Below are 20,287 nucleotides of genomic sequence, written 5' to 3' on the forward strand. Positions count from 1 at the left end.
GGGACCCATGTCTGAGTATCGCCTTAAGGCGATGCGAGTTTGGGTCCCGGCCGCTCTTTTCGTGAAATCCCGAGGGGGTGTCGCCCCATCCGGCGCGCCTTTTTTGCCTACTTTTTTGGCAAGACAAAAAAGTAGGTCGCCGCCCCGCAGGGGTGGTGAAACTGCAGTTGAAGTTGACGTTAAGCCGTTGCAGTTGTAGTTGCAGTTGTAGTTGCAGTTGTAGTTGCAGTTGTAGTTGTAGTTGCAGTTGTAGCTGCAGTTGCAGGCCAGCAGTGTCCGCAGTATCCGCAGTATCCGCCCCACACCCTAAAACAACTTCCCAATCACCAACGCCACCATCGACAACAAAACCGTCGAAGCAAACGGCAACACAAACTCCCGCCCAAACAACCGAAACCGCAAATCCCCCGGCAGCCGCCCCAACCCCAGCTTCTGCAGCCAGGGCAGTGCCGCGGACAGCACGATGACGGCCAGGAAGATGGTGAGGGTCCAGCGCAGCATGTGGGCGTGCCTAAAGGATGAGGTGAGATGCGCGGACTATAGCGCGTGGCTGCGATCGCCGCGTGCGAAGCCTGCCAGCGGCAGCGCCGCATCAAAGTCGCGGGTCAGCGCGATCACCTTGAACAGTTCGCCCATCTCGGCCTCGGACAGCAGCTTTTGCACCGCGTTGGCGGCGGGCAGGAAGTTGCGCGTGTCGTTGGGGTCCAGCGCCATCAGCAGCTCGGTGATGCCGGCGTTCATCAGGAAGCGCGCCTGCGAGGCGAAGCCGGCCACCGTCAGCCCGGCATCGGCCGCGGCGTGGGCGATGCCGCTGAAGTTGACGTGGGCGGTGATGTCCTGCAGGCCAGGGTAGAGGAAGGGGTCCGGGTGGGCGTGATGGCGGTAGTGGCACATCAGCGTGCCGCCGACACGCTGCGGATGGTAGTACTCGGCAGCGGGGAAACCGTAATCGATCAGGAACACCGCACCCCGCGTGAGCATCGTGCCCACTGCGCGCATGAAGCCTTCGGCCTCGGCGTGGGTTTCGGTGACGATGTCATGGTCTCCGGCCACGGCATGCAGGGATGCGGGCAGGGCGTCGGCCGCCACAGGACGGTCCGAGAAGCCGAAGGCTGCATCGGATGTGTCAGATGCGTCAGCATCGCTGTCCCGGCGGGCTACGCCGCGCTCCAGCCAGCGGCCGTGGCTGCGGGCGAACAGCCGCACTGGCATGGCGTCCAGCACTTCGTTGCCGACCACGATCCCTTCGAAATGCTCGGGCAGCGTATCCAGCCAGGCGACGCGTGGGGCCAGATGCGGCGCGCGCGTGGCCAGCGTGGCCTGCTGGCGCGCGCGCAGCTCGCCGGAGAGCTCGACGATGGCGTAGCGCTCGGGCAACTGGCCTTCCTGCTCCAGGGCCAGCAGCAGGTCGGCGGCGAGCCGACCGGTGCCGGCGCCGAATTCGAGGACCTGCGACAGGCCCTGCGCCAGCAGCGGCGCGAACTGGCGCGCGAGCGTACGGGCAAAATACGGGCTGAGTTCGGGGGCGGTGATGAAGTCGCTGCCATCGCGCGCGTCGCGGCCGAACTTGGCGGCGCCGCCGCTGTAGTAGCCCAGCCCGGGCGCATATAGCGCAAGCGCCATATAGCGGTCGAAACCGAGCCAGCCGCCCGCGTCGTCGATAGCCTGGCCGATGTGCGCGCTCAGCGCGGCGGACGCCGACAGCGCGTCGGCGGGGGGAAGGGGTAAACTAGCGCCTTTGTGCATACCGCGATTGTAGCAATGCCAGCCTCCGAATCCCCTGACTCCGCATCGCCTGCCGGCGCTACCGTTGCCGCCGCAGCCTCCGCTACCCCCGCGCGCGGTATCGCGCTCGTCACCGGCGCCGCGCGCCGGCTCGGGCGTGTGATCGCGCTGGAACTGGCCCAGCGCGGCTGGGACGTGGCGGTGCATTGCCACCGCTCCGTGGCCGAGGCCGAGGCGCTGGCCGAACAGATCCGCGCCGGTGGCCAGCGTGCCGCCGTGCTGCAGGCCGACCTGGCCGACGAGGCCTCCACCGCCGCGCTGATCAAGGCCTGCACCGATGCGCTGGGCGTGCCGACCTGCCTGGTCAACAATGCCTCGCTGTTCCAGTACGACGTGGCCACCAGCTTTTCCTATGCCTCGCTCGATACGCATATGCGCACCAATGTGGCCGCGCCGCTGCTGCTCGCGCGCGAAATGCACCGTGCCATGTCGGACACGCAGCGCGGCGTGGTCATCAACCTGCTCGACCAGAAACTGGATAACCTGAATCCGGACTTCCTGTCGTACACGCTGTCCAAGGCGGCGCTGCAGACGGCTACCGTGCAGCTGGCCCAGGCGCTGGGACCCAAGCTGCGCGTGGTGGGCGTGGCGCCCGGCATCACCATGGTCTCGGGCGACCAGTCCAGCCCGGGCTTCCGGCGCGCCCACCGCATGACGCCGCTGGGGCAGTCGTCCACGCCGGAAGACATCGCGCAGGCGGTGGCCTACCTGGCCGAAGCGCGCGCCGTGACCGGCACCACGCTTTACGTCGACGGCGGCCAGCACCTGATGCCGCTGGCGCGCGACGTGATGTTCCTGACCGAATGATCGAATAACGTACCCGGCGCGCGCGCCAAGTCCGCGCGCGCCCTCTCCCTCATTTTTTCTTCTTCCCATCATGACCATGCTCGCCGCCCTCACACATCCCAGCCTGCAAGACTGCCGCCGCATGTTCTTGCGCAACTACGAAGTGCAGATCAATATCGGCGTGCACGAATTCGAGAAAAAGGGCGAACAGCGCGTGCTGATCAATATCGACCTGTTCGTGCCGCTGGCCCAGAGCACGCCGCAGGACGACAAGCTGCAGGAAGTGGTGGACTACGACTTCATGCGCAATACGGTCGCCGAGCGCATGGCGCAGGGCCACGTCCACCTGCAGGAAACCCTGTGCGACGACGTGGCGCGCGCCATGCTCAAGCACCCCAAGGTGCGCGCCGTGCGCGTATCGACCGAAAAGCCGGACGTGTACCCGGACTGCGATTCGGTCGGCGTCGAGGTGTTCCACATCAAGAGCGAGCCGGCTGGCCAGTAAGTAAGCCGCCCTGGCGGGCTGCCGGCGCAGGGTGGCGGCTCACGGTAAAATGCCGGGTTCTCCGGCCCCCGCAGCTTGCATGTGATGCAACTGCCGCATTGCGCGCCGTTTTGCCCTTGCTTTGCCGTACCCGATCGCCCCTTCGCCCCATCACCCCATCGCCATGACCGCCACCACGCATTCCAAGAACTTCTTCCGTCTGGAGACCTATCTCCAGTCGCAGACGGGCCGCGCCATCGGCGATTTCAAGATGATCGAGGATGGCGACACGGTGCTGGTGTGCCTCTCCGGCGGCAAGGACTCGTACACCATGCTGTCGGTGCTGATGGCGCTGCAAAAGCGCGCGCCGGTCAAGTTCAAGCTGATTGCGATGAACCTGGACCAGAAGCAGCCGGGCTTTCCCGCGCACATCCTGCCGGCTTACCTGAAATCGGTGGGGGTGGAGTACGTGATCGTCGACGCGGATACCTATTCCATCGTCAAGGAGAAGGTGCCTGAGGGCAAGACCACCTGCTCGTTGTGCTCGCGCCTGCGCCGCGGCGTGATCTACCGTACCGCTAAAGAGCTCGGCGCCAACAAGATCGCGCTGGGCCACCATCGCGACGACATCATCCAGACCTTCTTCCTGAACCTGTTCTTCGGCGGCAAGATGAAGGCGATGCCGCCCAAGCTGGCCACCGACGACGGCCAGCACATCGTGATCCGCCCGCTGGCCTATTGCCCTGAAAAGGACATCGCCAGCTACGCGCGCGCGATGGAATACCCGATCATCCCGTGCAACCTGTGCGGCTCGCAGGAAAACCTGCAGCGCAAGAAGGTCAAGGAGATGGTGCTGGAGTGGGAGCGGACCAATCCGGGGCGCACCGACAATATCTTTGCCGCGCTGCGCAGCGTGGTGCCGTCCCATCTGGCCGATACCGATCTATTCGATTTCAACGGGCTGGCAACTGGACTGGCCAAGGTGGACGAGGCATCGCTGTTCGGCGAGACCACCTTCTCCCAGCAGCCGCTGGTCTTTGCGGGCGGCATGGAAGAGAACAAGCTGGAATTCGTGCGCTTCGAGAAGTCCGCGCCCGCCGGCCCGGCGCAGCCTGCCGCCGAATAGGCCACGGGCCGGCCTCCCGGCCTCCTGGCCCCTGTCAGTTCTCAGCGCGCGTTGGCCGGGGCGCCGCCGCATTGGCGGTGCCATCGCGCATCAACGCGTTCGCGTCATCGATCCATTTCTGGAAGCGATCCGCCGCGTGGGCTTTTTGCTCCGGTGTGGTCAGGTTGGCAATGGTGGCGGTCAGCGCCAGCCCGGCCTCGTTGTTGGCGTCGTAACGGGCATTGCGCTCCCGCGTGGGCGGGTTCTGCCAGTGATCGCCATAGCGCCTTAGCATCTCCACGACCTGGGCCTTGGGCGGATGCTCGGCCTGCACCTGGCGCACCAGCGCTAGCCATTCCTGCTGGCGCTTGACGCGTTCCGCATAGCGCGCCTCGGCGCCTTGTACCACGGGCGCCATGGCGCGGCGGATAGTGGCCTCCTGGTCACTCGAGAAGCGCCCATAGACCAGCCGCGCGTAGTCCATCACCTTGTCGAACCGGGCTTCCTCGCGGGCCGCCGGGTCGGGGCGCAGGTATTCCTTGCGGTATTTGGCGTTGGCATCGGCGAATTTCTTCTCCATGCGGGAGATCTGCTCAGGGGTCAGCGTCAGCAGCAGGTCGGCCACGTCGGGCGTGGAGCGATCGAAGGCAACGCGTGCCAGGCGCTGGGCGTCCTCCTGGATCTTGCCTACCGCGGCGGCGGAGACCGGCTGCTGTACCTCGCTCTTGGCCTGGCGCAGCAGGCCGGCGATCTCAGGCAACTGGTCCTTGCGATGCCAGGCAAAGAAGCGGGCGATGGCATCGCGGGTAAGGGGTTCCTGGCTGGCGGAGACGTCGACGTAATTGTCGATCCACCAGTAGGCGAGCCGGTCGCCCTGCTGGTAGCCTAGCTTCAGGGCATTGCAGGCCGTCAGGGCGACCACGGCTGTGACCAGAAGGAGACGCTGGATACGGTCCCCGCGCAGGAAGGGATAAGCGGTCAAACGGCGCAAAACGCCCATGATAGAATCCTTTTCCGCGCGTTTTGGCAGCTGATCGTGCCCGCGATTCCCAACCGTTGCTGGCTTTGCCGCCGGTTTCGGGGTTCGGGCCAGGACCCTGGCCAACGCTGCTGGCCCCCGGGCTCGCCGAGGGGGTGAATCATACTGTTTGCTGGACACACTCACTTAGGACCCTCCTTGTGAATATCGTCATTCTCGCTGCAGGAATGGGCAAGCGGATGAACTCCGCGTTGCCCAAGGTCCTGCATCCTCTCGCTGGCCGGCCGCTGCTTGCTCATGTGATTGAAACGGCACGAAAATTGTTGCCGACCCGGCTCGTGGTGGTGGTTGGGCATGGCGCCGACCGCGTGCGCGAGGCGGTTGGCGCGCCAGACGTTGCCTTCGCCCTGCAGGCAGAGCAGCTTGGCACCGGCCATGCCGTGGCGCAGGCGCTCCCGCTGCTCGACGACAGCCAGCCTACGCTGGTGCTGTACGGCGATGTGCCGCTGACCGAAGCCGCCACGCTGCAGCGCCTGGTGGCCGCGGCCGGCAGCGAGCGCTTCGGCATCCTGACGGTCGAGATGGATGACCCCACCGGCTATGGCCGCATCGTGCGCGAGGCGGGCAAGATCGTGCGCATCGTCGAGCAAAAGGATGCCAGCGAGCCGCAGCGCGCTATCCGTGAGATCAACACCGGCATCATCCTTGCACCCACCGGCCCCCTGCGTCGCTGGCTGTCCACGCTGCGCAATGACAACGCCCAGGGTGAGTATTACCTGACCGACGCCGTTGAGCGCGCGGTGGCGGACGGCATGGAAGTGGTTTCCGCGCAGCCCGATGCGCTGTGGGAAACGCTGGGCGTGAACAGCAAGGTGCAGCTCGCCGAGCTCGAGCGCATCCATCAGCGCAACCTGGCGCAGCGCCTGCTTGAAGCCGGCGTGACGCTGCTGGATCCGGCGCGCATCGATATCCGCGGCGAGCTTACCTGCGGGCGTGACGTCACCATCGACGTGAACTGCGTTTTCGAAGGCCGCGTGCACCTGGAAGACGGTGCCCATATCGGCGCCAACTGCGTGCTGCGCAACAGCACCGTGGGCGCTGGCGCGCGGGTGCAGCCGTTCTGCCATTTCGAGGATGCCAGCGTTGGCGCGGCCGGCCGCATCGGCCCGTACGCGCGCCTGCGTCCCGGCACGGTGCTGGGCGAGGATGTGCACATCGGCAACTTCGTCGAGGTCAAGAACAGCCAGATCGCCGCGCACAGCAAGGCTAACCACCTTGCCTACGTAGGCGACGCCACGGTTGGCTCGCGCGTCAACATCGGCGCGGGCACCATCACCTGCAACTACGATGGCGCGAACAAATACCGCACCGTCATCGAGGACGATGTCTTTATCGGTTCCGATACGCAGCTGGTCGCGCCGGTGACCGTGCGCCGCGGCGCCACCATTGGCGCCGGCACCACGCTGACCAAGGAGGCGGCGGCCGACAAGCTGACGCTGTCGCGCTCCAAGCAGATGACGCTCGACGCGTGGCAGCGCCCGGTCAAGCAAGCCAAGAAATAAGCCCCGCCGCCGCCTGGCCGGGATACGGCCGGGCGGCAATGGCAACTCGCGGGAGACGGCAGCGCCGTCCTCGCGCCAATCATCCGGTGCGGCCGTGTCCGCGCCCTGTGGGAGAAGAATATGTGCGGCATCGTCGGCGGGGTTTCCTCGCGCAATATTGTTCCGGTCCTGATCGAAGGACTGCGTCGCCTCGAGTACCGTGGCTATGATTCCTGCGGCGTAGCGGTAGTGCGCGACAACGCGCTCGAGCGCGCCCGCACGGTCTCGCGCGTGGCCGACCTGGACGAGCAGACCCGCGCGTCCGGCCTGACCGGCATGACCGGCGTGGCGCATACGCGCTGGGCCACGCATGGCAAGCCCGACACCACTAACGCCCACCCGCATTTCTCGGGCGAGTCCATCGCGCTGGTGCACAACGGCATCATCGAGAACTACGAGCCGCTGCGCGAAGAGCTGCGCGCCGCCGGCTATGGCTTCGAGTCGCAGACCGACACCGAAGTGGTGGCCCACCTGATCCACCAGGTCTACACCTACCCGAGCAGCGCCACGCGCGGCGACCTGTTCGCCTCGGTGCGTGCCGTGACCAAGCGCCTGCACGGCGCCTACGCCATTGCCGTGTTCTCCAAGGACCATCCGGAACGCGTGGTCGGCGCCCGCGCCGGCTCGCCGCTGGTGGTGGCGCTGGGCGACAACGAATCCTTCCTGGCTTCCGACGCGCTGGCCGTGGCGGGTACCGCCAACCGCATCATCTACCTGGAAGAAGGCGACGTGGTGGAACTCACCCGCGAAGGCGCTACCATCCGCGACGTGCACGACCACCTGGTCGAGCGCGAAGTGCGCGTGGTCGAGACGCACGCCGCGGCGGTAGAGCTGGGCCCGTACCGCCACTTCATGCAGAAGGAAATCTTCGAGCAGCCGCGCGCGCTCGGCGATACGCTGGAAGGCATCGACGCCATTACTCCGGAACTGTTCGGCGAGACCGCCCAGAGCGTGTTCAGCGAGATCGACAGCGTGCTGATCCTGGCTTGCGGCACCAGCTATTACTCGGGCTGCACCGCCAAGTACTGGCTCGAATCCGTGGCCAAGATCCCGACCCAGGTCGAGGTGGCAAGCGAGTACCGCTACCGCGAAACCGTGCCCAACCCGCGCGCGCTGGTGGTGGTGATCTCGCAGTCTGGCGAGACCGCCGATACCATGGCTGCCCTGCGCCACGCCAAGTCGCTGGGCCACACGCATACCCTGGCTGTGTGCAATGTGTCCACCAGCGCCATGGTGCGCGAGACCGTGCTGCGCTTCCTGACGCGTGCCGGCACCGAGATCGGCGTCGCGTCGACCAAGGCCTTCACCACCCAGCTCGCCGCGCTGTACATGCTGACCCTGGCGCTGGCCAAGGTACGCGGCAGGCTCACGGCCGAGGCGGAAGCCGCGGCGCTGACCAACCTGCGCCACCTGCCCGTGGCCCTGCACGGCGTGCTGGCGCTGGAGCCGCAGATCATCTCCTGGTCCGAGGACTTCGCCCGCCGCGAGAACGCGCTGTTCCTGGGCCGTGGCCTGCATTACCCGATCGCCCTGGAAGGCGCGCTCAAGCTCAAGGAAATCTCGTACATCCACGCCGAAGCCTATCCGGCCGGCGAGCTCAAGCACGGCCCGCTGGCGCTGGTGACCGAGGCCATGCCCGTGGTCACGGTGGCGCCCAACGACGCGCTGCTGGAAAAGCTGAAGTCCAACATCCAGGAAGTGCGCGCCCGCGGCGGCCGGCTGTATGTGTTCGCCGACAGCGACACCCACATCCATTCCACCGAAGGCATCCAGGTGATCCGCCTGCCCGAGCACTACGGCGACCTGTCGCCGATCCTGCACGTGGTGCCGCTGCAATTGCTGGCTTACCATACCGCCTGCGCGCGCGGCACCGACGTGGACAAGCCGCGTAACCTGGCCAAGTCGGTCACGGTGGAGTAACGCAAGGGATAGCTGCGAGCCGCGCCGCACGGCATGGCCAGGAACGCCTGGCCGGCCGTGCGGCATGGCCGGCATGGGTAAGCACGTATTCATGCCAGTTGCCGGTGGAGGGCGCGCGGCCAGGTGGCCGGTTCCGCGCCGATGCTGGTTTCAGCATGGCCTTTTGGCTCGCCGCCCGCTATCGGTGAGTTGCCTACTTCGCTATCGGCTAACGCCGCGGGTTCGCCTCGTCCGTTTGGCTGACTTGAATAATCCCGGCCAATAGCCAAAAATCTCGCTCGGCTGCGTTCTCGCCGAAGACGTGCCCGGCACCGGGCCTCCTGCAGATCCAGATCAGCAGATCAGCAGATCAGCGGGTAGAAGACAAAAAGATAAAAAGATAAAACACCAAATACGATAATGCGGACCAGGTGCTCTAGGAGTCCCGCCGCACACCTTGCCTCGGGAATGACTGAAGATTGGCTTGCTGGGCGGCTCCTCAGCCACCCAGAATTGCTGGCGCGCCCAGTCGGCGGCGTCACGCGCCTGCGGCCTCGCAATTCTCGTAATTCTTGCTGTTCCAGCATCCCGGCAGCGGACGGTCACGGCCATGCGCCACGCAGTGCCGCAGGATCGGTCCTGTGATCCGGCTGCCTGGTTTCGCCGCATGAGCGCAGCCAACCCGCCCTGGCACCACGGCGCTGGCGTCATGCTGACCCGCCGCCTCCATGCGGCCGGTCTCATCGGCATGCTGGCCTGGCTGCTGGTGGCGCGGGCCTGGGCCTCCGATGCCGGCCCGCTGCCCCTGCAAAACCCCGACGTGTCCTGGTTGCGCGATCCGGGCGGGCGACTCACGATCGCGCAGGTTGCCGCGCATGCCGATGGATTCCAGCCATTGCGCGGTGGCCTGAACGAGGGTTTTACCCATGACGTGGTCTGGCTCAAGGTGGTGCTGTCCGCGGCGGCCCAGGGTGGCGAGCGCTGGCTGGAGATCTGGCCGGGGGCGCTTGACGATGTGCGCCTGTACCAGGCAACAGCGAACGGCGCCTGGGCGGAGCGCCGCAGCGGCAACGCGCTGCCCTTCGATGCCCGCGACGGACCCGATGGGCGTAGCCGCAACCTGGCCTTCCGGCTTGTGCAGCCGCAGCCGGGGGATGTGCTCTACCTGCGCATCCGGACCACCGGCACGATGGCGGTGGCGTTGCGGCTGTGGCATGGGTCCGAGCTGCGCGCGGCAAGCGCGGCCGCCAACATCGGCTATGGCATGCACCTGGGTTTCATGGCCACGGCGGTGCTCTTCTACCTGGCAGGCTGGCTGCTGACCCGCCGCGCGCTCTACGGGGCTTTTTCCTTGCTCGTGGCCGTGGCTACCCTGCGCTGGTTTGCCGCTGACGGCCTGGCCAGCCAGTTTCTCTTTCCGCACGATGCCACCGTGCCGCTATTGGCCGCCAAGGCCCTGGTGGGGCTTCAATGGGCATGCGCCAGCTTGTTCGTGATCTGCTTGCTGCAGTTGCGCGAGCGCGCGCCGCGCCTGCTGCGCTATCACCGGGGGCTCATGCTGACGGGTCTGGTGGTCGCCTTGTCGTCATCGAGCGATCACTACGGTACCGCGGTTTCCGTGCTCTATACCGGGGTGTTGCTGGGGCAATTGTTCTCGATTCCCGTCTATCTTCACCTGTGGCGCACCGGAGGGGCTTCCGGACGGCTGGTCGTGGCTTCGCTTTTGCTGTATTGCCTCATCATCCTGCCTGGCTGCCTTGGCGCGTTCGGCCTGTTGCCGCTGTGCGCCATCACCACGCAAAGCGTACACCTGCTCGACCTGCCGCTGATGCTGGCGCTGCACCTGACCATTGTGCTGCGCGTGCGCGAAGCGGAAAGCGAGCGCAAGAGCGAGCGGCAGCAGGCCCGCGAGGCCATGGCGTCTTCCCTGCGCGAGCGGCGTGCGTTCGAGGAGCAAAGCCGTTTGCTCGCGATGATGACGCATGAGGTCCGCACGCCGGTGGCGGTGATCGATGCCGCGGCCTATAGCCTGCGCCTGCTCGATGACATCGGCGGCGACCGCGTGCAGCGCGAGAGCCGCTACCAAAGCATCCAGCTGGCCGTGCGGCGGCTGAAGCTCCTGATGGAGCTGGCCGAGGCGCGCGAGCGGCTGGTGCCCGGCGAACAGCACCTCGACACTGCGCCGTTCGGCTTCGCCGAACTCAGCCGGGACGTGCTCGCGTCGATCGAGCCGCAAGCGGCGGCCCGGGTATCCCTGGAGGCCGGCGCCGGGTTGCCCCAGCTCGATGGGGATGTCCGCCTGCTGCACTTCGCCTTGCTCAACCTGCTCGACAACGCGCTCAAGTACGCTTACCCGGCCAGCCGCATCCTGATCGACATCGCCGCTGGCATGCGCGAAGGCGTGCGCGGCGTGGCCTGGCGCATTCGCGACCAGGGGCCCGGTGTGCCCTTGGGCAAGGAAGACGTGATCTTCGAGAAATTCCGCCGGCTCGGTGAGATTGCCGACCAGCCCGGCCTCGGGTTGGGCCTGCCGCTGGCGCGCAAGATCATGGAGCTGCATGGCGGGACCCTGTGCTGCGATCAGGGCTGGCGCGAGGGGGCCTGCTTCGTGGCGTGGCTGCCGGAGGCCGCATGACTGTCGCCGCCGCTTCCGATGCCGCCGCAAGCAGGATGTCCGAACGGGTTTCCATTGCGCTGGTCGAGGACAACGAGCGCCTGCGCACGGAGCTGGCCTTTCACTTGACCCACGCCGGCTATGCCGTCGCGAGCCTGGCCGATGCAGCCGCGCTGGACGCGCACCTGGCCAGCCAGCCGTGCCGGCTGCTGATACTGGACCTGGGTCTTCCGGATGAGGACGGGTTGTCGATCTGCGAGCGCCTGCGCCGGACCCGGCCCGACTTGGGCATCGTCATGCTGACCGCGCGCGGCATGGCCCACGACCGGCTCGCCGGGCTGCGCGGCGGCGCCGATGGCTATCTCGTCAAGCCGGCGCGCACGGAAGAGCTGCTGCTGGTGATCGCCAACCTGCTGCGCCGCCTCGGTCCCGTGACGCCTGATCTGCCTCCGCCGCCGCTGGCCGGTGCGCCCGCGCCGGCCTGGTGCCTCGATGCGCGCCGTCTCATGGCCATCACGCCGGATGGCAACCCGCTCCTGCTCACGCGCATGGAAGGCCAGCTGCTGCAGGCCTTGCGGCGCAGCGCGCCGGATCCCGCCGGCCGCCGCCAATTGGTGGAAGCGCTGGGTGGCAACTACCTTGACTTCGACGAGCACCGGCTTGAGGTCGCCATCAGCCGGCTGCGCGGAAAGCTCTCGCAGGCTTGGCCGCATGGCCCGGCGATCCGCACGGTGCGTGGCGTCGGCTACTTGCTGGCGCAGCGCTGGCTGGGCCAGGCTGAGGGATAGCGCTGGGAGGCCGGCGGCGAGCGGTTTTGGGCTTGTCGCGTGCTTGCGAGTATTTGTGCGTATTTGTGAGTATTTGTGAGCTTTGCCGGCGTGGATTTTTGTATGCTCACCCCCCGTCACGGGGCTGGCCGGTTGGCTTAAAGGTGTCGTCGGCCGCGCGGGAAACCTCGATGCCCGCCACACCCGGGAAGAAGCATCAGAAGCATAAGTAGCGTGGAGCAAGAATGAGGCAGAGCGAGCTATTGGGAAGAGTGGCCAACGGGGCGATCCTGCGCATCGCTCGCGATCCCTGGGGCAGGCTCTTGCCAAGCGTCGTGCTGATGGAACCTGGCGCGCAAGGCAATGACGAGGTCGTTCACCGCTGGCAGATCCGCAAGATGATGGATTCAGGCTTGCTGCAGCACGACGGCAGCACGGCCGAGGACTCCAGCATGTATGTCCCGACTTCCGCCGGGCTTGCGATTGGCAATGCGTGGAACCGCGCGAAGGCGAGAGCCGCGGCGGCCGGGGCACCTGCCGCCGGCCCGGCGCAGGGTTCGGGCTAGATCAGTCCTGGCTCGCCACGCAGTTCCTGCCCGCGGCCTTGGCCTGGTAAAGGGCCTTGTCGGCCGCTGCCAGCACATCGTCCAGCGTGCCCCCGGCGCCAGGCATCGTGGCGCAACCCAGACTTACCGTGCAGCGGATGTCCACGCCATTGAAGTGGAACGCGTGCTGCTCCACCGCTTGCCGGATGCGCTGTGCCGTCGCCCTGGCGCCATCCGCATCGGTCGACGGCAGCAGCAGGGCAAACTCCTCCCCGCCCAGCCGGGCAATGATATCGATGGCGCGCAGCACGCCCTGGCAGCAGGCGACCAGTTCCTTGAGGACATGGTCGCCCGCCGCGTGGCCGAGGTTGTCGTTGATGGCCTTGAAATGGTCGGCGTCCAGCATGACGACCGACAAGGGTTGCCGCAGGCGCCGGGCACGCACCACTTCCGCCTCGCCGACGTCGAAGAAATGCCCGCGGTTGGCGGCCCCCGTCAGATGGTCCCTGGTGAGCAGCTCCTTGACCTTGTCGATGCTGAGCTTGCGTTCCGTGACATCGCGCAGCACGACCGAGTAGCCGGAAACCTTGCCGTCGATCTCCTCCAGTGCCGCCACCAGCAACTGGCCCCAGTAACGCCGGCCGTCACGGGTGACGCACCATAGCTCTTCAACATGCCAGCCGCTTTCGCGCGTGAGCCGGAGCTGCTCGTCGAGCCGCGCGGGGAAGTCGCTGTCCGGATGGCAGAACAGGCGCAGCGTGGCGCCTTCCACGTCCTGCGTTTCGAAGCCGGTCTGGCGCTGGCCGGACTGGTTCCAGCTGTCGATCCGGCCGGTGGCGTCCAGGGAGAAGTACGCGAAATCATTCACCGCCGAATAGACCGCGGCGAGCCAGGATTCGGTCTGCTTGAGGTTGCGCTCCTGCGCGACCACCTTCGAGATGTCCGTGAGCACCACCATCGTGCAGTCCTGGGCGACGCGCAGCATGGAGCAGGACAGGACATTGGGCTCCTGCTGTTTGCGCGTGGGCAGGAAGATGCGATGGTTCTCGCAGATATAGCCGCGCTCATGCGCGAACGTGGCCGCCATGCTCCTTAGCTCAGGAGCCAGGTCCTCGAATACGGCAAAGAGATTGTCCAGGCTGCCCGTGCGCGAGATGGGCATCAACACCTGGGCTGCCTTGGGGTTTGCCATCGCCACGTTGCCGGCTGCGTCGATGCGCAGGATGCCTGCCGGAGACATATAGAGGAAGGTCAGCAATTCCTCGTTCTCGGCCGCGAGAGCGGCCAGGTCGCCCTGGCTCTCCCCGGGATGTGCCATTGCCATGGCGCGCCTATCGCTGGATCAGCACATAGAGCCGGTCGCGGCCGGGACTCTTGAGCAAGCGGAGCTTGACCGGCGTGGGGCGCATGCGCAGGGTGAGGACATAGTCGATGGTTTCGTCCAGCGAATCGGCATCCTCGAAGCGCTGGGCCACCATGAAATTGTTCATGCAGATGGCCACCTCGGCAAAGAAATGCCGGCCGAGCACCCGTTCCGGGGACAATCCCGCGAGCCGCGATTCGGTGGCGTTGTAACGCTCGACGATGCCCGTCGACGCAAAGCCGATGGTGCCGAAGGGCAGTGCGTCGGCATCCTGTGCCGAGAGGCTATCCAGCTGCTCCAGCGAAATCTCCGAAAAAATCATCCTCATCCTAATTTTTCAATCCGGGGGTAACAATGCCTGCGGCCAGCACCGCGCCTACCTGTGCTCGGCAGACCTGAGGAAGCTCGCCGAGATCTCCCGCGTCAGCAGGCTGATGGCTTCCATCTCTCCATCGGACAGCCCGCCCGTGCAGGCCGTCGGGCCCCAGTCTCCGCAGATCATGGCGACGCAGCGATTCTTGATCATCACGGGCGCCAGCAGGATGGAGCGGGCATCGGGCATCTGTTCCCGATACCAGCGGGGCACGCGGTGCGCCACCTCTTTGTCAAAGGAGTCTTCGAACAGCAGCGGCTTGTTGCCGATGGCGGCGAAGTGAAAGATATCGGGGACGAAGCCCTCTTCGAAGGATAGCGCTTCCATCTTCTCGCGCATGCCCTCGCCAAATCCAACCCGTGCGCCAAAACGCTTCGCCATGGGGTTGAGCAGCATGAGGAAGCAATGCGAGAAGTTCAGCGCCCGCATGGCCGATTCGAGCACCAGCGGCGCCAGCTCGGAGACCGGCAGCTCGCCGCCCTCGCGCTGTACTTCCTGCAGGCTTTGCTGAAGGCGCTTGAGGGCATCCTTCGGCTTACCGGCATTCAGGGCGGGGGTGGCCTTGGCCGCTTCGGGTGACTCCGCATTGGTCATGGAGACGTTCAGTGCCAGGGCCTGCAGGACTGCGCCTTCCACCGCACCTGCTTGCAGGCCCAGTGCCTCGGCGTGATCCAGCAGCAAGGCCTGGACCTCTTCCTGCGGCGCGTCCCTTGCCACCAGCGTGGCGGCCCGGGAGGAGATGTTGGCAATCGCGCCCAGCCAGTCGGCGTGGGATTCCAGCACCGAATCCGAGTCGAAGCGCTGGCAGCGCATCGACGTCGCGATCAGGCTGGGCAACCTCCATTTGATCGCCGCCGCTGCCGCGATGTCTTCGAGGGTGACGCCCAGCACTTGCTGGCACGCTTCGCTTTCCTTCTCGGAATCGCCCTTGCACAGGGCCTGGATCTGTTCCCACTCCTCGGCAAAGTAGAAGACCAGAAGCAGGCGGCTCATGTGGTGCATCAACGTGCAGACCACGGCTTCTTCCGCCTGCCTGATGCCTTGGGCGTTGCTGAGCGCGCGCGTGAACTCGCCGGCGATCAGGGCCTGCTTCAGTTCAGTGGTGGCCTGCGGCCGGTTGATGGCTACCCCGGAGAAATAGTCCAGCAACTGGACCCCGAGCGTGAGGTGGCTGATCGCTTCAACCCCCAGGACCAGGATGGCGCGCGACACCGTCGTGACTTCGCCCCCGAACGAGCGATACATGGCGGAGTTGGCCAGGCGTATGACCTTTTGCGACAAGCTGAAATCGCAGAGCACGCCCGCAGCCATCTCGCCGACGCTGGTGTCGCTGTTGAGCGTCTTGAAAACGTTGTCGATGCAGAACTGCAGCGTGGGGAAATCCCCTTGCTGCGCCATGCGGCTCCATAGTGTCTCGAAGAGCGTATTGCTTTCATTGTTTGACATGGCGGCGCCTACTTCGAGAACACTTGGGCATTGCCAAGCTGCAGCGTGCCGGCTTGCGCCAGGTCCACGAACTGGGCCGGGCTCATTGCCTTTGCATAGCGCCAGCCCTGCACCAGCTCACAGCCTTGCTCGGCCAGCAACTGGCTTTGCTCGTCCGACTCCACGCCTTCGGCGATGGCCACCAGCCCGAGTTCCCGCGCGAGCGACAACACGGCAAACACGATGGTCCGCGCATGCGGGGAGTCCATCATGTCGGCCACAAAGCTCTGGTCGATCTTCAGTGCCGAGAGCGGGAAGCGGCGCAGGTACGACAAGCTGGAATACCCCGTGCCGAAGTCGTCGACCGCGAACCGCACGCCCAATGCGCGCAACTCCGTCAACAAGTCTTGCGCTGCCTCGGGGTCGGTCATCAACGCGCCTTCCGTGATTTCCAGGACCAGCCGGTGCGAGCTGACGCCGGCATCTTTGATGGCCCGCCTGACGCTGTCCGCGAAGCCGGGGTGCCTGAACTGGACCGGAGAGACATTGACCGATATGTATCCCACGTCCAGCCCGAGCGCGTCCCAGCTGGCCAGCTGCGCACAGGCGCAGCGCAGCGCCCACGCCCCGAGATGGTTGATGAGGCCGTTATGCTCCGCAACCGGGATAAACACGCCCGGCGGGATGGACCCCGTCGGGTGTTGCCACCGCATCAGCGCCTCGACCGCGCAGACCTTGCCGGAGCCGGGCCACACGATCGGCTGGTAGTGAAGCAGGAACTCGCCGTTCTGGACGGCCTCGAACATGTTCTGTTCGATCCGGAACTGCTCATCCAGCCGATGCTCCAGCTCCGGCGTGTAGACGCAGTATCGATTCTTGCCCTGCGCCTTGGCGTCATACATGGCCAGGTCCGCACGCTTTAGCAATTGCGACTCGGACTGATGGGCCAGCGTGCCGAAGGTGAGCCCCAGGCTGGTGGTGACGCGGATCTGGCAACCGGCCAGGTGAAAAGGCTGCCTGCAGACATGGATCACCTTCTCCACGATGCCGATGGCGGCCGCTTCCGAGGCGATCCCGTCGAGCAGCAGCACGAACTCATCGCCGCCCAGCCGCGCGACCATGTCCGTCGGGCGAACCGCCCCGAGCAGCCGCACGCTGACTTGCTTGAGCAAGGCGTCGCCAAATTCATGGCCGAGCGAGTCGTTGACCTTCTTGAACCCGTCGAGGTCCATCAGGGCAAGCGCAAATGGCGCCTTTGCCGTGCCATCTTCGGCAAAGTACCCGGCAATGCGTTCGCGCACCATGGCGCGGTTGCCTACGCCGGTGAGCGGGTCGCGAAAGGACGCCTCGATGAGCCGTTCTTCGTTGTCGACCCAGTCGGTCACGTCGTAGCCAAACAGCAGCAAGCTCGGGTTGCCGTCCTCGTCGGCATGGCGGCACACGCGCAGGTCCAGCCAGCGGCTTTCGCCGACGCCGCCGGAGAAGCGGATGCGGCCGGTCTTGCACGGCGCTTCCTGCTCGCAGGCACGCAGCAGCCCGGCGAGCTGCTCGCGCTGCTCGAACGAGACGACATCCAGGATCGAGGATTTAAGAAGGTATTCCCGGGGATAGGCAAGCAACTGCGCCGAGGCTTCGGTTGCCAGGATGATGTTGCCCGCGACATCGATCTGCAGGGCGAGCGCGCCCGAAGCCTCGAGCAATGCCCAGGCATCCCGCGCCGATCCCCCGGCGGATAACAGTGGGTTCCGGTCGGAGGATGGCCATTCAGGGGGCTCGTCCGCTAGAACTGCGTCATACGTAAACGACGTCATGGAACTCTGGTTGAAGCTCGGGCCGAATTGAGCGTCTGGTAATCGAGTGCCGCCAGCGCAACCGTGCCAGGCTGGCTCGCGCATTAATGTGATTTTAGGTGCATGTTAACCATGCTGCGCATGCCAGTTTAACGCTTAACCGCAACATCCGATCACCCGAATGCGTTGCCTGGCAAGAGTTTGTGGCGCCGTTGCACAGTGGGATCCGATACATCGATGGCCCAAGCGTGGCCGCCCCGAATCGGCCGGGCACGCGCCGCCCCGCGAACGTCCGCGGACTACTGCCTTTAGAATGCAGCACAAACCAATCGGAGACCGTGCATGCTGTGGAAATCACCCCCCTCCCTGAAAGACCTCCAGGCTCGCCACAAGGACACCGCTGTCGAGCAACTGGGCATCGAGTTCACCGAGATCAGCGAGACTTCGCTCAGTGCACGCATGCCGGTGGACCGCCGCACCGTGCAGCCGCATGGCATCCTGCACGGCGGCGCTTCGGTACTGCTGGCGGAGACGCTGGGCAGTTGCGCCGCCAGCCTGTGCCTGGATAGCGAGACCCAATATTGTGTCGGGCTCGACATCAATGCGAACCATGTGCGCGCGGCGCGCACGGGCTATGTCACCGGCACCGCCACGCCGGTGCATATCGGCCGCACCACCCATGTATGGGCCATCGAGATCCGCAACGAAGAAGGCAAGATGGTGTGCGTCTCCCGGATCACCATGTCCATTCTTTCGCGCTGATCGCCCCGGCCTTCGGCAAGCGTGCGGGCGCCGTTGTGCGCCCCGTGCAGAGTTTCTCATTTCCGGCTAAACTGCGCCCCGCACTGTAAGCGGGCGCCAAAGCGCGGCGTCCCGGCAGCGGCGGGGTGGCAGAGTGGTTATGCGACGGTCTGCAAAGCCGTACACGGCGGTTCAATTCCGTTCCCCCGCCTCCAGTATTGCGGTCATGGCCAGGGCGATCGCGCCATGTAGCCGGGCGCCGCGATGCTTCGCGCTCCTTTCCATTTCCCTTTGTTCTTTCCCTTTCCCGTCAAGCTATTTTGCCTTGGCCCCGCCTCATTCATTCGGTGGATAAGGCGCTGCTTATGCCGTTTTCCCCGCTGGAACAAGTCGCTCGAATCATGTAGTGTGAAGTCAGCGCAGTCCATCCATGACAACCTCCGCCATCGTGCGTGGCGGGGAGATAATTGCAATGACAAGAGATCTGCGTATCCGCGCCGCACAACCGGCCGATTGGCCGGCAATCGCGGAAGTCCTTGAAGCATGTGGCCTCGCCAGCGCCGATCTCGATCCCTCGCTGGCGTTGTTCCATATTGCGGTGCTCGACGGCGGCATTGTCGGTTGCGCTGGCGCCGAAGGCTATGGCGACACCGTGGTCGTGCGCTCGGTCGCTGTGTTGCCGCCTTATCGCGATCGCGGCATCGCCTCCCATATGGTTTCCGCCGTGCTCATGCGCGCCCGCGCCAACGGCTGCACGCGCGCCGTGTTGCTGAGCGCCAGTTGCCCCAGCTACTTTGCCCGCTACGGCTTCTCGCTGATCTCGGCGGATCGCCTGCCGCCGGAAGTACGCGCGTCGCGCGAGTTCCGGCAGCAAGAAGGCGCGCTGCCGCTATGCATGTGTTGCGAGCTGAAATGATCTACCCGACGAACCAGACCGAACCGACCCAGCCGCCGAGCACTGTCCCCTTCGATTGCCTGGTCTATATCGGCCGTTTCGAACCCTTCCACAATGGTCACTTCGCCATGTTGCGCCAGGCGCTGGCGCAGGCCAGCACGGTGATCGTGGTGCTGGGTTCCGCCGGCGGCGCCCGCACCGTCAAGAATCCGTTTTCCGCGGATGAGCGTCGCCAGATGATCGAGGGCGCCGTCGCGGCATGGGACGCCGCGCGCGTTGCCGACCTGCGCTTTGTGGTGGTGCGCGACTACTACGAAAGCGCGCGCTGGACAGCGGCGGTGCGCGCCGTGGCGGGCGCGGCGATCGAGGCTTGCGCGCAAGGCACGCCGCGCGTTGGCCTGTTCGGGCATTTCAAGGATGCCTCGTCGGGCTACCTGAATGACTTTCCCGGGTGGGAACTGGTGCCGCAGCCCAGCTTCGGGCAGCTCAACGCCGCCGACGTGCGCCGGCAATGGTTCGAGCAGCAGGGCGGGCTGGAGGGGTTGCAGAGCGTGCTGCCGCAGCCGGTGGCCGCCTTCCTGCGTGAGTTCGCCGGGCGCGAAGCATTTGCGGCCTTGCTGGCCGAGTACCGCTTCCTGCAGGACCACAGCCGCCGCTGGGCCGCCGCGCCGTATCCGCCGGTCTTCGTGACCGTGGATGCGGTGGTGCGCTGCTGCGGCCAGGTGCTGCTGATCCGCCGCGGCGGACAGCCCGGCCGCGGCGCCTGGGCGCTGCCCGGGGGTTTCCTCGACCAGCATGAGCGCGTGGCCGACGCGGTGCTGCGCGAGCTCGACGAGGAGACGCGCTTCGGGCTGCCCAAGTCGGCGTTGCAGCAATCCTTGCGCGACCAGGCGTTGTTCGATCATCCCGAGCGCAGCCAGCGCGGGCGCACGCTGACCCACGCTTTCTTCTTCGACCTGCCGCTCGATGCGCTGCCTGCCGTGGCCGCCGCAGACGACGCCGCCGCGGTGCGCTGGGTGCCGCAACAGGAGCTGCTGGCGCTGGAAGGGCAGATGTTCGAGGATCACCTGCTGATCCTCGATCGCTTCCTGCACCTGTTCGACGGCGAGGCGCAGCCGGCGGGCTGAGCGGTTCG

General features: G+C 65.9%; 18 protein-coding genes and 1 tRNA gene. 12 read left to right on the plus strand and 7 right to left on the minus strand.

Going from position 1 to position 20,287, the window contains the following annotated elements; translation table 11 throughout:
• Positions 1-306: 306 nt before the first annotated feature.
• Positions 307-501 carry a DUF2905 domain-containing protein gene (locus tag AC1RQC_RS23160; protein ID WP_150992005.1) on the minus strand — a complete coding sequence of 65 codons (195 nt, stop codon included), beginning with the start codon at positions 499-501 and terminating at the stop codon, positions 307-309.
• A gap of 36 nt (positions 502-537) precedes the next feature.
• Positions 538-1,746: a class I SAM-dependent methyltransferase gene (locus AC1RQC_RS23165; RefSeq protein WP_492810374.1), complete on the minus strand. Its 1,209-nt coding sequence runs from the start codon at positions 1,744-1,746 to the stop codon at positions 538-540.
• A gap of 15 nt (positions 1,747-1,761) precedes the next feature.
• On the opposite strand from AC1RQC_RS23165, the gene AC1RQC_RS23170 reads away from it, so the two are divergent.
• From AC1RQC_RS23170 to ttcA, 3 genes are all read left to right on the plus strand, one after another.
• Positions 1,762-2,592 (plus strand): SDR family oxidoreductase, encoded by an 831-nt coding sequence (locus tag AC1RQC_RS23170; protein WP_492884768.1) that lies wholly within the window; start codon positions 1,762-1,764, stop codon positions 2,590-2,592.
• A gap of 70 nt (positions 2,593-2,662) precedes the next feature.
• Positions 2,663-3,076 carry a dihydroneopterin aldolase gene (locus AC1RQC_RS23175; RefSeq protein ID WP_459372687.1) on the plus strand — a complete coding sequence of 138 codons (414 nt, stop codon included), beginning with the start codon at positions 2,663-2,665 and terminating at the stop codon, positions 3,074-3,076.
• Positions 3,077-3,239: 163 nt separating this feature from the next.
• Positions 3,240-4,181 (plus strand): tRNA 2-thiocytidine(32) synthetase TtcA, encoded by a 942-nt coding sequence (gene ttcA, locus AC1RQC_RS23180; RefSeq protein ID WP_492884770.1) that lies wholly within the window; start codon positions 3,240-3,242, stop codon positions 4,179-4,181.
• A gap of 34 nt (positions 4,182-4,215) precedes the next feature.
• Here the strand turns inward: ttcA and AC1RQC_RS23185 are convergent, their stop codons facing one another.
• The gene (locus AC1RQC_RS23185; RefSeq protein ID WP_492374752.1) at positions 4,216-5,160 is read right to left on the minus strand and encodes a DUF6279 family lipoprotein; all 945 of its coding nucleotides are present in this window, start codon (positions 5,158-5,160) and stop codon (positions 4,216-4,218) included.
• A 179-nt stretch (positions 5,161-5,339) separates the two neighbouring features.
• Here AC1RQC_RS23185 and glmU point away from each other — a divergent pair, with 179 nt between their 5' ends.
• From glmU to AC1RQC_RS23210, 5 genes are all read left to right on the plus strand, one after another.
• Positions 5,340-6,701 (plus strand): bifunctional UDP-N-acetylglucosamine diphosphorylase/glucosamine-1-phosphate N-acetyltransferase GlmU, encoded by a 1,362-nt coding sequence (gene glmU / locus AC1RQC_RS23190; RefSeq protein WP_253932589.1) that lies wholly within the window; start codon positions 5,340-5,342, stop codon positions 6,699-6,701.
• 120 nt (positions 6,702-6,821) lie between these two features.
• Positions 6,822-8,660: a glutamine--fructose-6-phosphate transaminase (isomerizing) gene (gene glmS, locus AC1RQC_RS23195; RefSeq protein WP_492374753.1), complete on the plus strand. Its 1,839-nt coding sequence runs from the start codon at positions 6,822-6,824 to the stop codon at positions 8,658-8,660.
• A 646-nt stretch (positions 8,661-9,306) separates the two neighbouring features.
• Positions 9,307-11,274, plus strand: a complete 1,968-nt coding sequence (locus AC1RQC_RS23200) for a sensor histidine kinase (protein WP_492884772.1) — start codon at positions 9,307-9,309, stop codon at positions 11,272-11,274.
• A complete protein-coding gene (locus tag AC1RQC_RS23205) occupies positions 11,271-12,041 on the plus strand; it encodes a response regulator transcription factor (protein WP_492374755.1) in 771 nt (256 codons plus the stop codon). The genes AC1RQC_RS23200 and AC1RQC_RS23205 overlap by 4 nt, the downstream gene beginning before the upstream one ends.
• Before the next feature lie 224 nt (positions 12,042-12,265).
• Positions 12,266-12,586, plus strand: coding sequence for a hypothetical protein (locus AC1RQC_RS23210; protein WP_492828809.1), 321 nt, complete (start codon positions 12,266-12,268; stop codon positions 12,584-12,586).
• 1 nt (position 12,587) lies between these two features.
• Here AC1RQC_RS23210 and AC1RQC_RS23215 read toward each other — a convergent pair whose 3' ends face one another.
• Genes AC1RQC_RS23215 through AC1RQC_RS23230 form a run of 4 tightly spaced genes read right to left on the minus strand, consistent with a single transcriptional unit; the run spans position 12,588 to position 17,537 of the window.
• Positions 12,588-13,889, minus strand: a complete 1,302-nt coding sequence (locus AC1RQC_RS23215) for a sensor domain-containing diguanylate cyclase (protein ID WP_492810386.1) — start codon at positions 13,887-13,889, stop codon at positions 12,588-12,590.
• A gap of 7 nt (positions 13,890-13,896) precedes the next feature.
• Positions 13,897-14,256 carry a phosphonate transporter gene (locus tag AC1RQC_RS23220; protein ID WP_492374758.1) on the minus strand — a complete coding sequence of 120 codons (360 nt, stop codon included), beginning with the start codon at positions 14,254-14,256 and terminating at the stop codon, positions 13,897-13,899.
• A 48-nt stretch (positions 14,257-14,304) separates the two neighbouring features.
• Positions 14,305-15,747 carry an HDOD domain-containing protein gene (locus AC1RQC_RS23225; protein WP_492884774.1) on the minus strand — a complete coding sequence of 481 codons (1,443 nt, stop codon included), beginning with the start codon at positions 15,745-15,747 and terminating at the stop codon, positions 14,305-14,307.
• An 8-nt stretch (positions 15,748-15,755) separates the two neighbouring features.
• On the minus strand, positions 15,756-17,537 hold the full coding sequence (locus AC1RQC_RS23230; RefSeq protein ID WP_492374760.1) for a putative bifunctional diguanylate cyclase/phosphodiesterase: 1,782 nt from the start codon (positions 17,535-17,537) through the stop codon (positions 15,756-15,758).
• A 321-nt stretch (positions 17,538-17,858) separates the two neighbouring features.
• Here AC1RQC_RS23230 and AC1RQC_RS23235 point away from each other — a divergent pair, with 321 nt between their 5' ends.
• The 4 genes from AC1RQC_RS23235 (at position 17,859) to AC1RQC_RS23250 (ending at position 20,279) form a co-directional block, all read left to right on the plus strand.
• Positions 17,859-18,278, plus strand: coding sequence for a hotdog fold thioesterase (locus tag AC1RQC_RS23235; RefSeq protein WP_492374761.1), 420 nt, complete (start codon positions 17,859-17,861; stop codon positions 18,276-18,278).
• Between the two features lie 119 nt (positions 18,279-18,397).
• A tRNA-Cys gene (locus AC1RQC_RS23240) sits at positions 18,398-18,472 on the plus strand.
• 257 nt (positions 18,473-18,729) lie between these two features.
• Positions 18,730-19,173 carry a GNAT family N-acetyltransferase gene (locus AC1RQC_RS23245; RefSeq protein WP_492374762.1) on the plus strand — a complete coding sequence of 148 codons (444 nt, stop codon included), beginning with the start codon at positions 18,730-18,732 and terminating at the stop codon, positions 19,171-19,173.
• Positions 19,170-20,279, plus strand: coding sequence for a bifunctional nicotinamide-nucleotide adenylyltransferase/Nudix hydroxylase (locus AC1RQC_RS23250; protein WP_492374763.1), 1,110 nt, complete (start codon positions 19,170-19,172; stop codon positions 20,277-20,279). Before AC1RQC_RS23245 ends, AC1RQC_RS23250 begins: the two co-directional genes overlap by 4 nt.
• The last annotated feature ends 8 nt before the right edge of the window (positions 20,280-20,287 follow it).

The organism is Cupriavidus sp. GW822-FHT03E04 (genome assembly GCF_058801495.1).

Excerpts from the sequence above, each read along its gene's own strand:
- AC1RQC_RS23160 (WP_150992005.1), bottom strand. The coding sequence starts at position 501 with ATGCTGCGCTGGACCCTCACCATCTTCCTGGCCGTCATCGTGCTGTCC.
- AC1RQC_RS23165 (WP_492810374.1), bottom strand. The coding sequence starts at position 1,746 with ATGCACAAAGGCGCTAGTTTACCCCTTCCCCCCGCCGACGCGCTGTCG.
- AC1RQC_RS23170 (WP_492884768.1), top strand. The coding sequence starts at position 1,762 with ATGCCAGCCTCCGAATCCCCTGACTCCGCATCGCCTGCCGGCGCTACC.
- AC1RQC_RS23175 (WP_459372687.1), top strand. The coding sequence starts at position 2,663 with ATGACCATGCTCGCCGCCCTCACACATCCCAGCCTGCAAGACTGCCGC.
- ttcA (WP_492884770.1), top strand. The coding sequence starts at position 3,240 with ATGACCGCCACCACGCATTCCAAGAACTTCTTCCGTCTGGAGACCTAT.
- AC1RQC_RS23185 (WP_492374752.1), bottom strand. The coding sequence starts at position 5,160 with ATGGGCGTTTTGCGCCGTTTGACCGCTTATCCCTTCCTGCGCGGGGAC.
- glmS (WP_492374753.1), top strand. The coding sequence starts at position 6,822 with ATGTGCGGCATCGTCGGCGGGGTTTCCTCGCGCAATATTGTTCCGGTC.
- AC1RQC_RS23200 (WP_492884772.1), top strand. The coding sequence starts at position 9,307 with ATGAGCGCAGCCAACCCGCCCTGGCACCACGGCGCTGGCGTCATGCTG.
- AC1RQC_RS23205 (WP_492374755.1), top strand. The coding sequence starts at position 11,271 with ATGACTGTCGCCGCCGCTTCCGATGCCGCCGCAAGCAGGATGTCCGAA.
- AC1RQC_RS23210 (WP_492828809.1), top strand. The coding sequence starts at position 12,266 with ATGAGGCAGAGCGAGCTATTGGGAAGAGTGGCCAACGGGGCGATCCTG.
- AC1RQC_RS23215 (WP_492810386.1), bottom strand. The coding sequence starts at position 13,889 with ATGGCAATGGCACATCCCGGGGAGAGCCAGGGCGACCTGGCCGCTCTC.
- AC1RQC_RS23220 (WP_492374758.1), bottom strand. The coding sequence starts at position 14,256 with ATGAGGATGATTTTTTCGGAGATTTCGCTGGAGCAGCTGGATAGCCTC.
- AC1RQC_RS23225 (WP_492884774.1), bottom strand. The coding sequence starts at position 15,747 with ATGTCAAACAATGAAAGCAATACGCTCTTCGAGACACTATGGAGCCGC.
- AC1RQC_RS23230 (WP_492374760.1), bottom strand. The coding sequence starts at position 17,537 with ATGACGTCGTTTACGTATGACGCAGTTCTAGCGGACGAGCCCCCTGAA.
- AC1RQC_RS23235 (WP_492374761.1), top strand. The coding sequence starts at position 17,859 with ATGCTGTGGAAATCACCCCCCTCCCTGAAAGACCTCCAGGCTCGCCAC.
- AC1RQC_RS23245 (WP_492374762.1), top strand. The coding sequence starts at position 18,730 with ATGACAAGAGATCTGCGTATCCGCGCCGCACAACCGGCCGATTGGCCG.
- AC1RQC_RS23250 (WP_492374763.1), top strand. The coding sequence starts at position 19,170 with ATGATCTACCCGACGAACCAGACCGAACCGACCCAGCCGCCGAGCACT.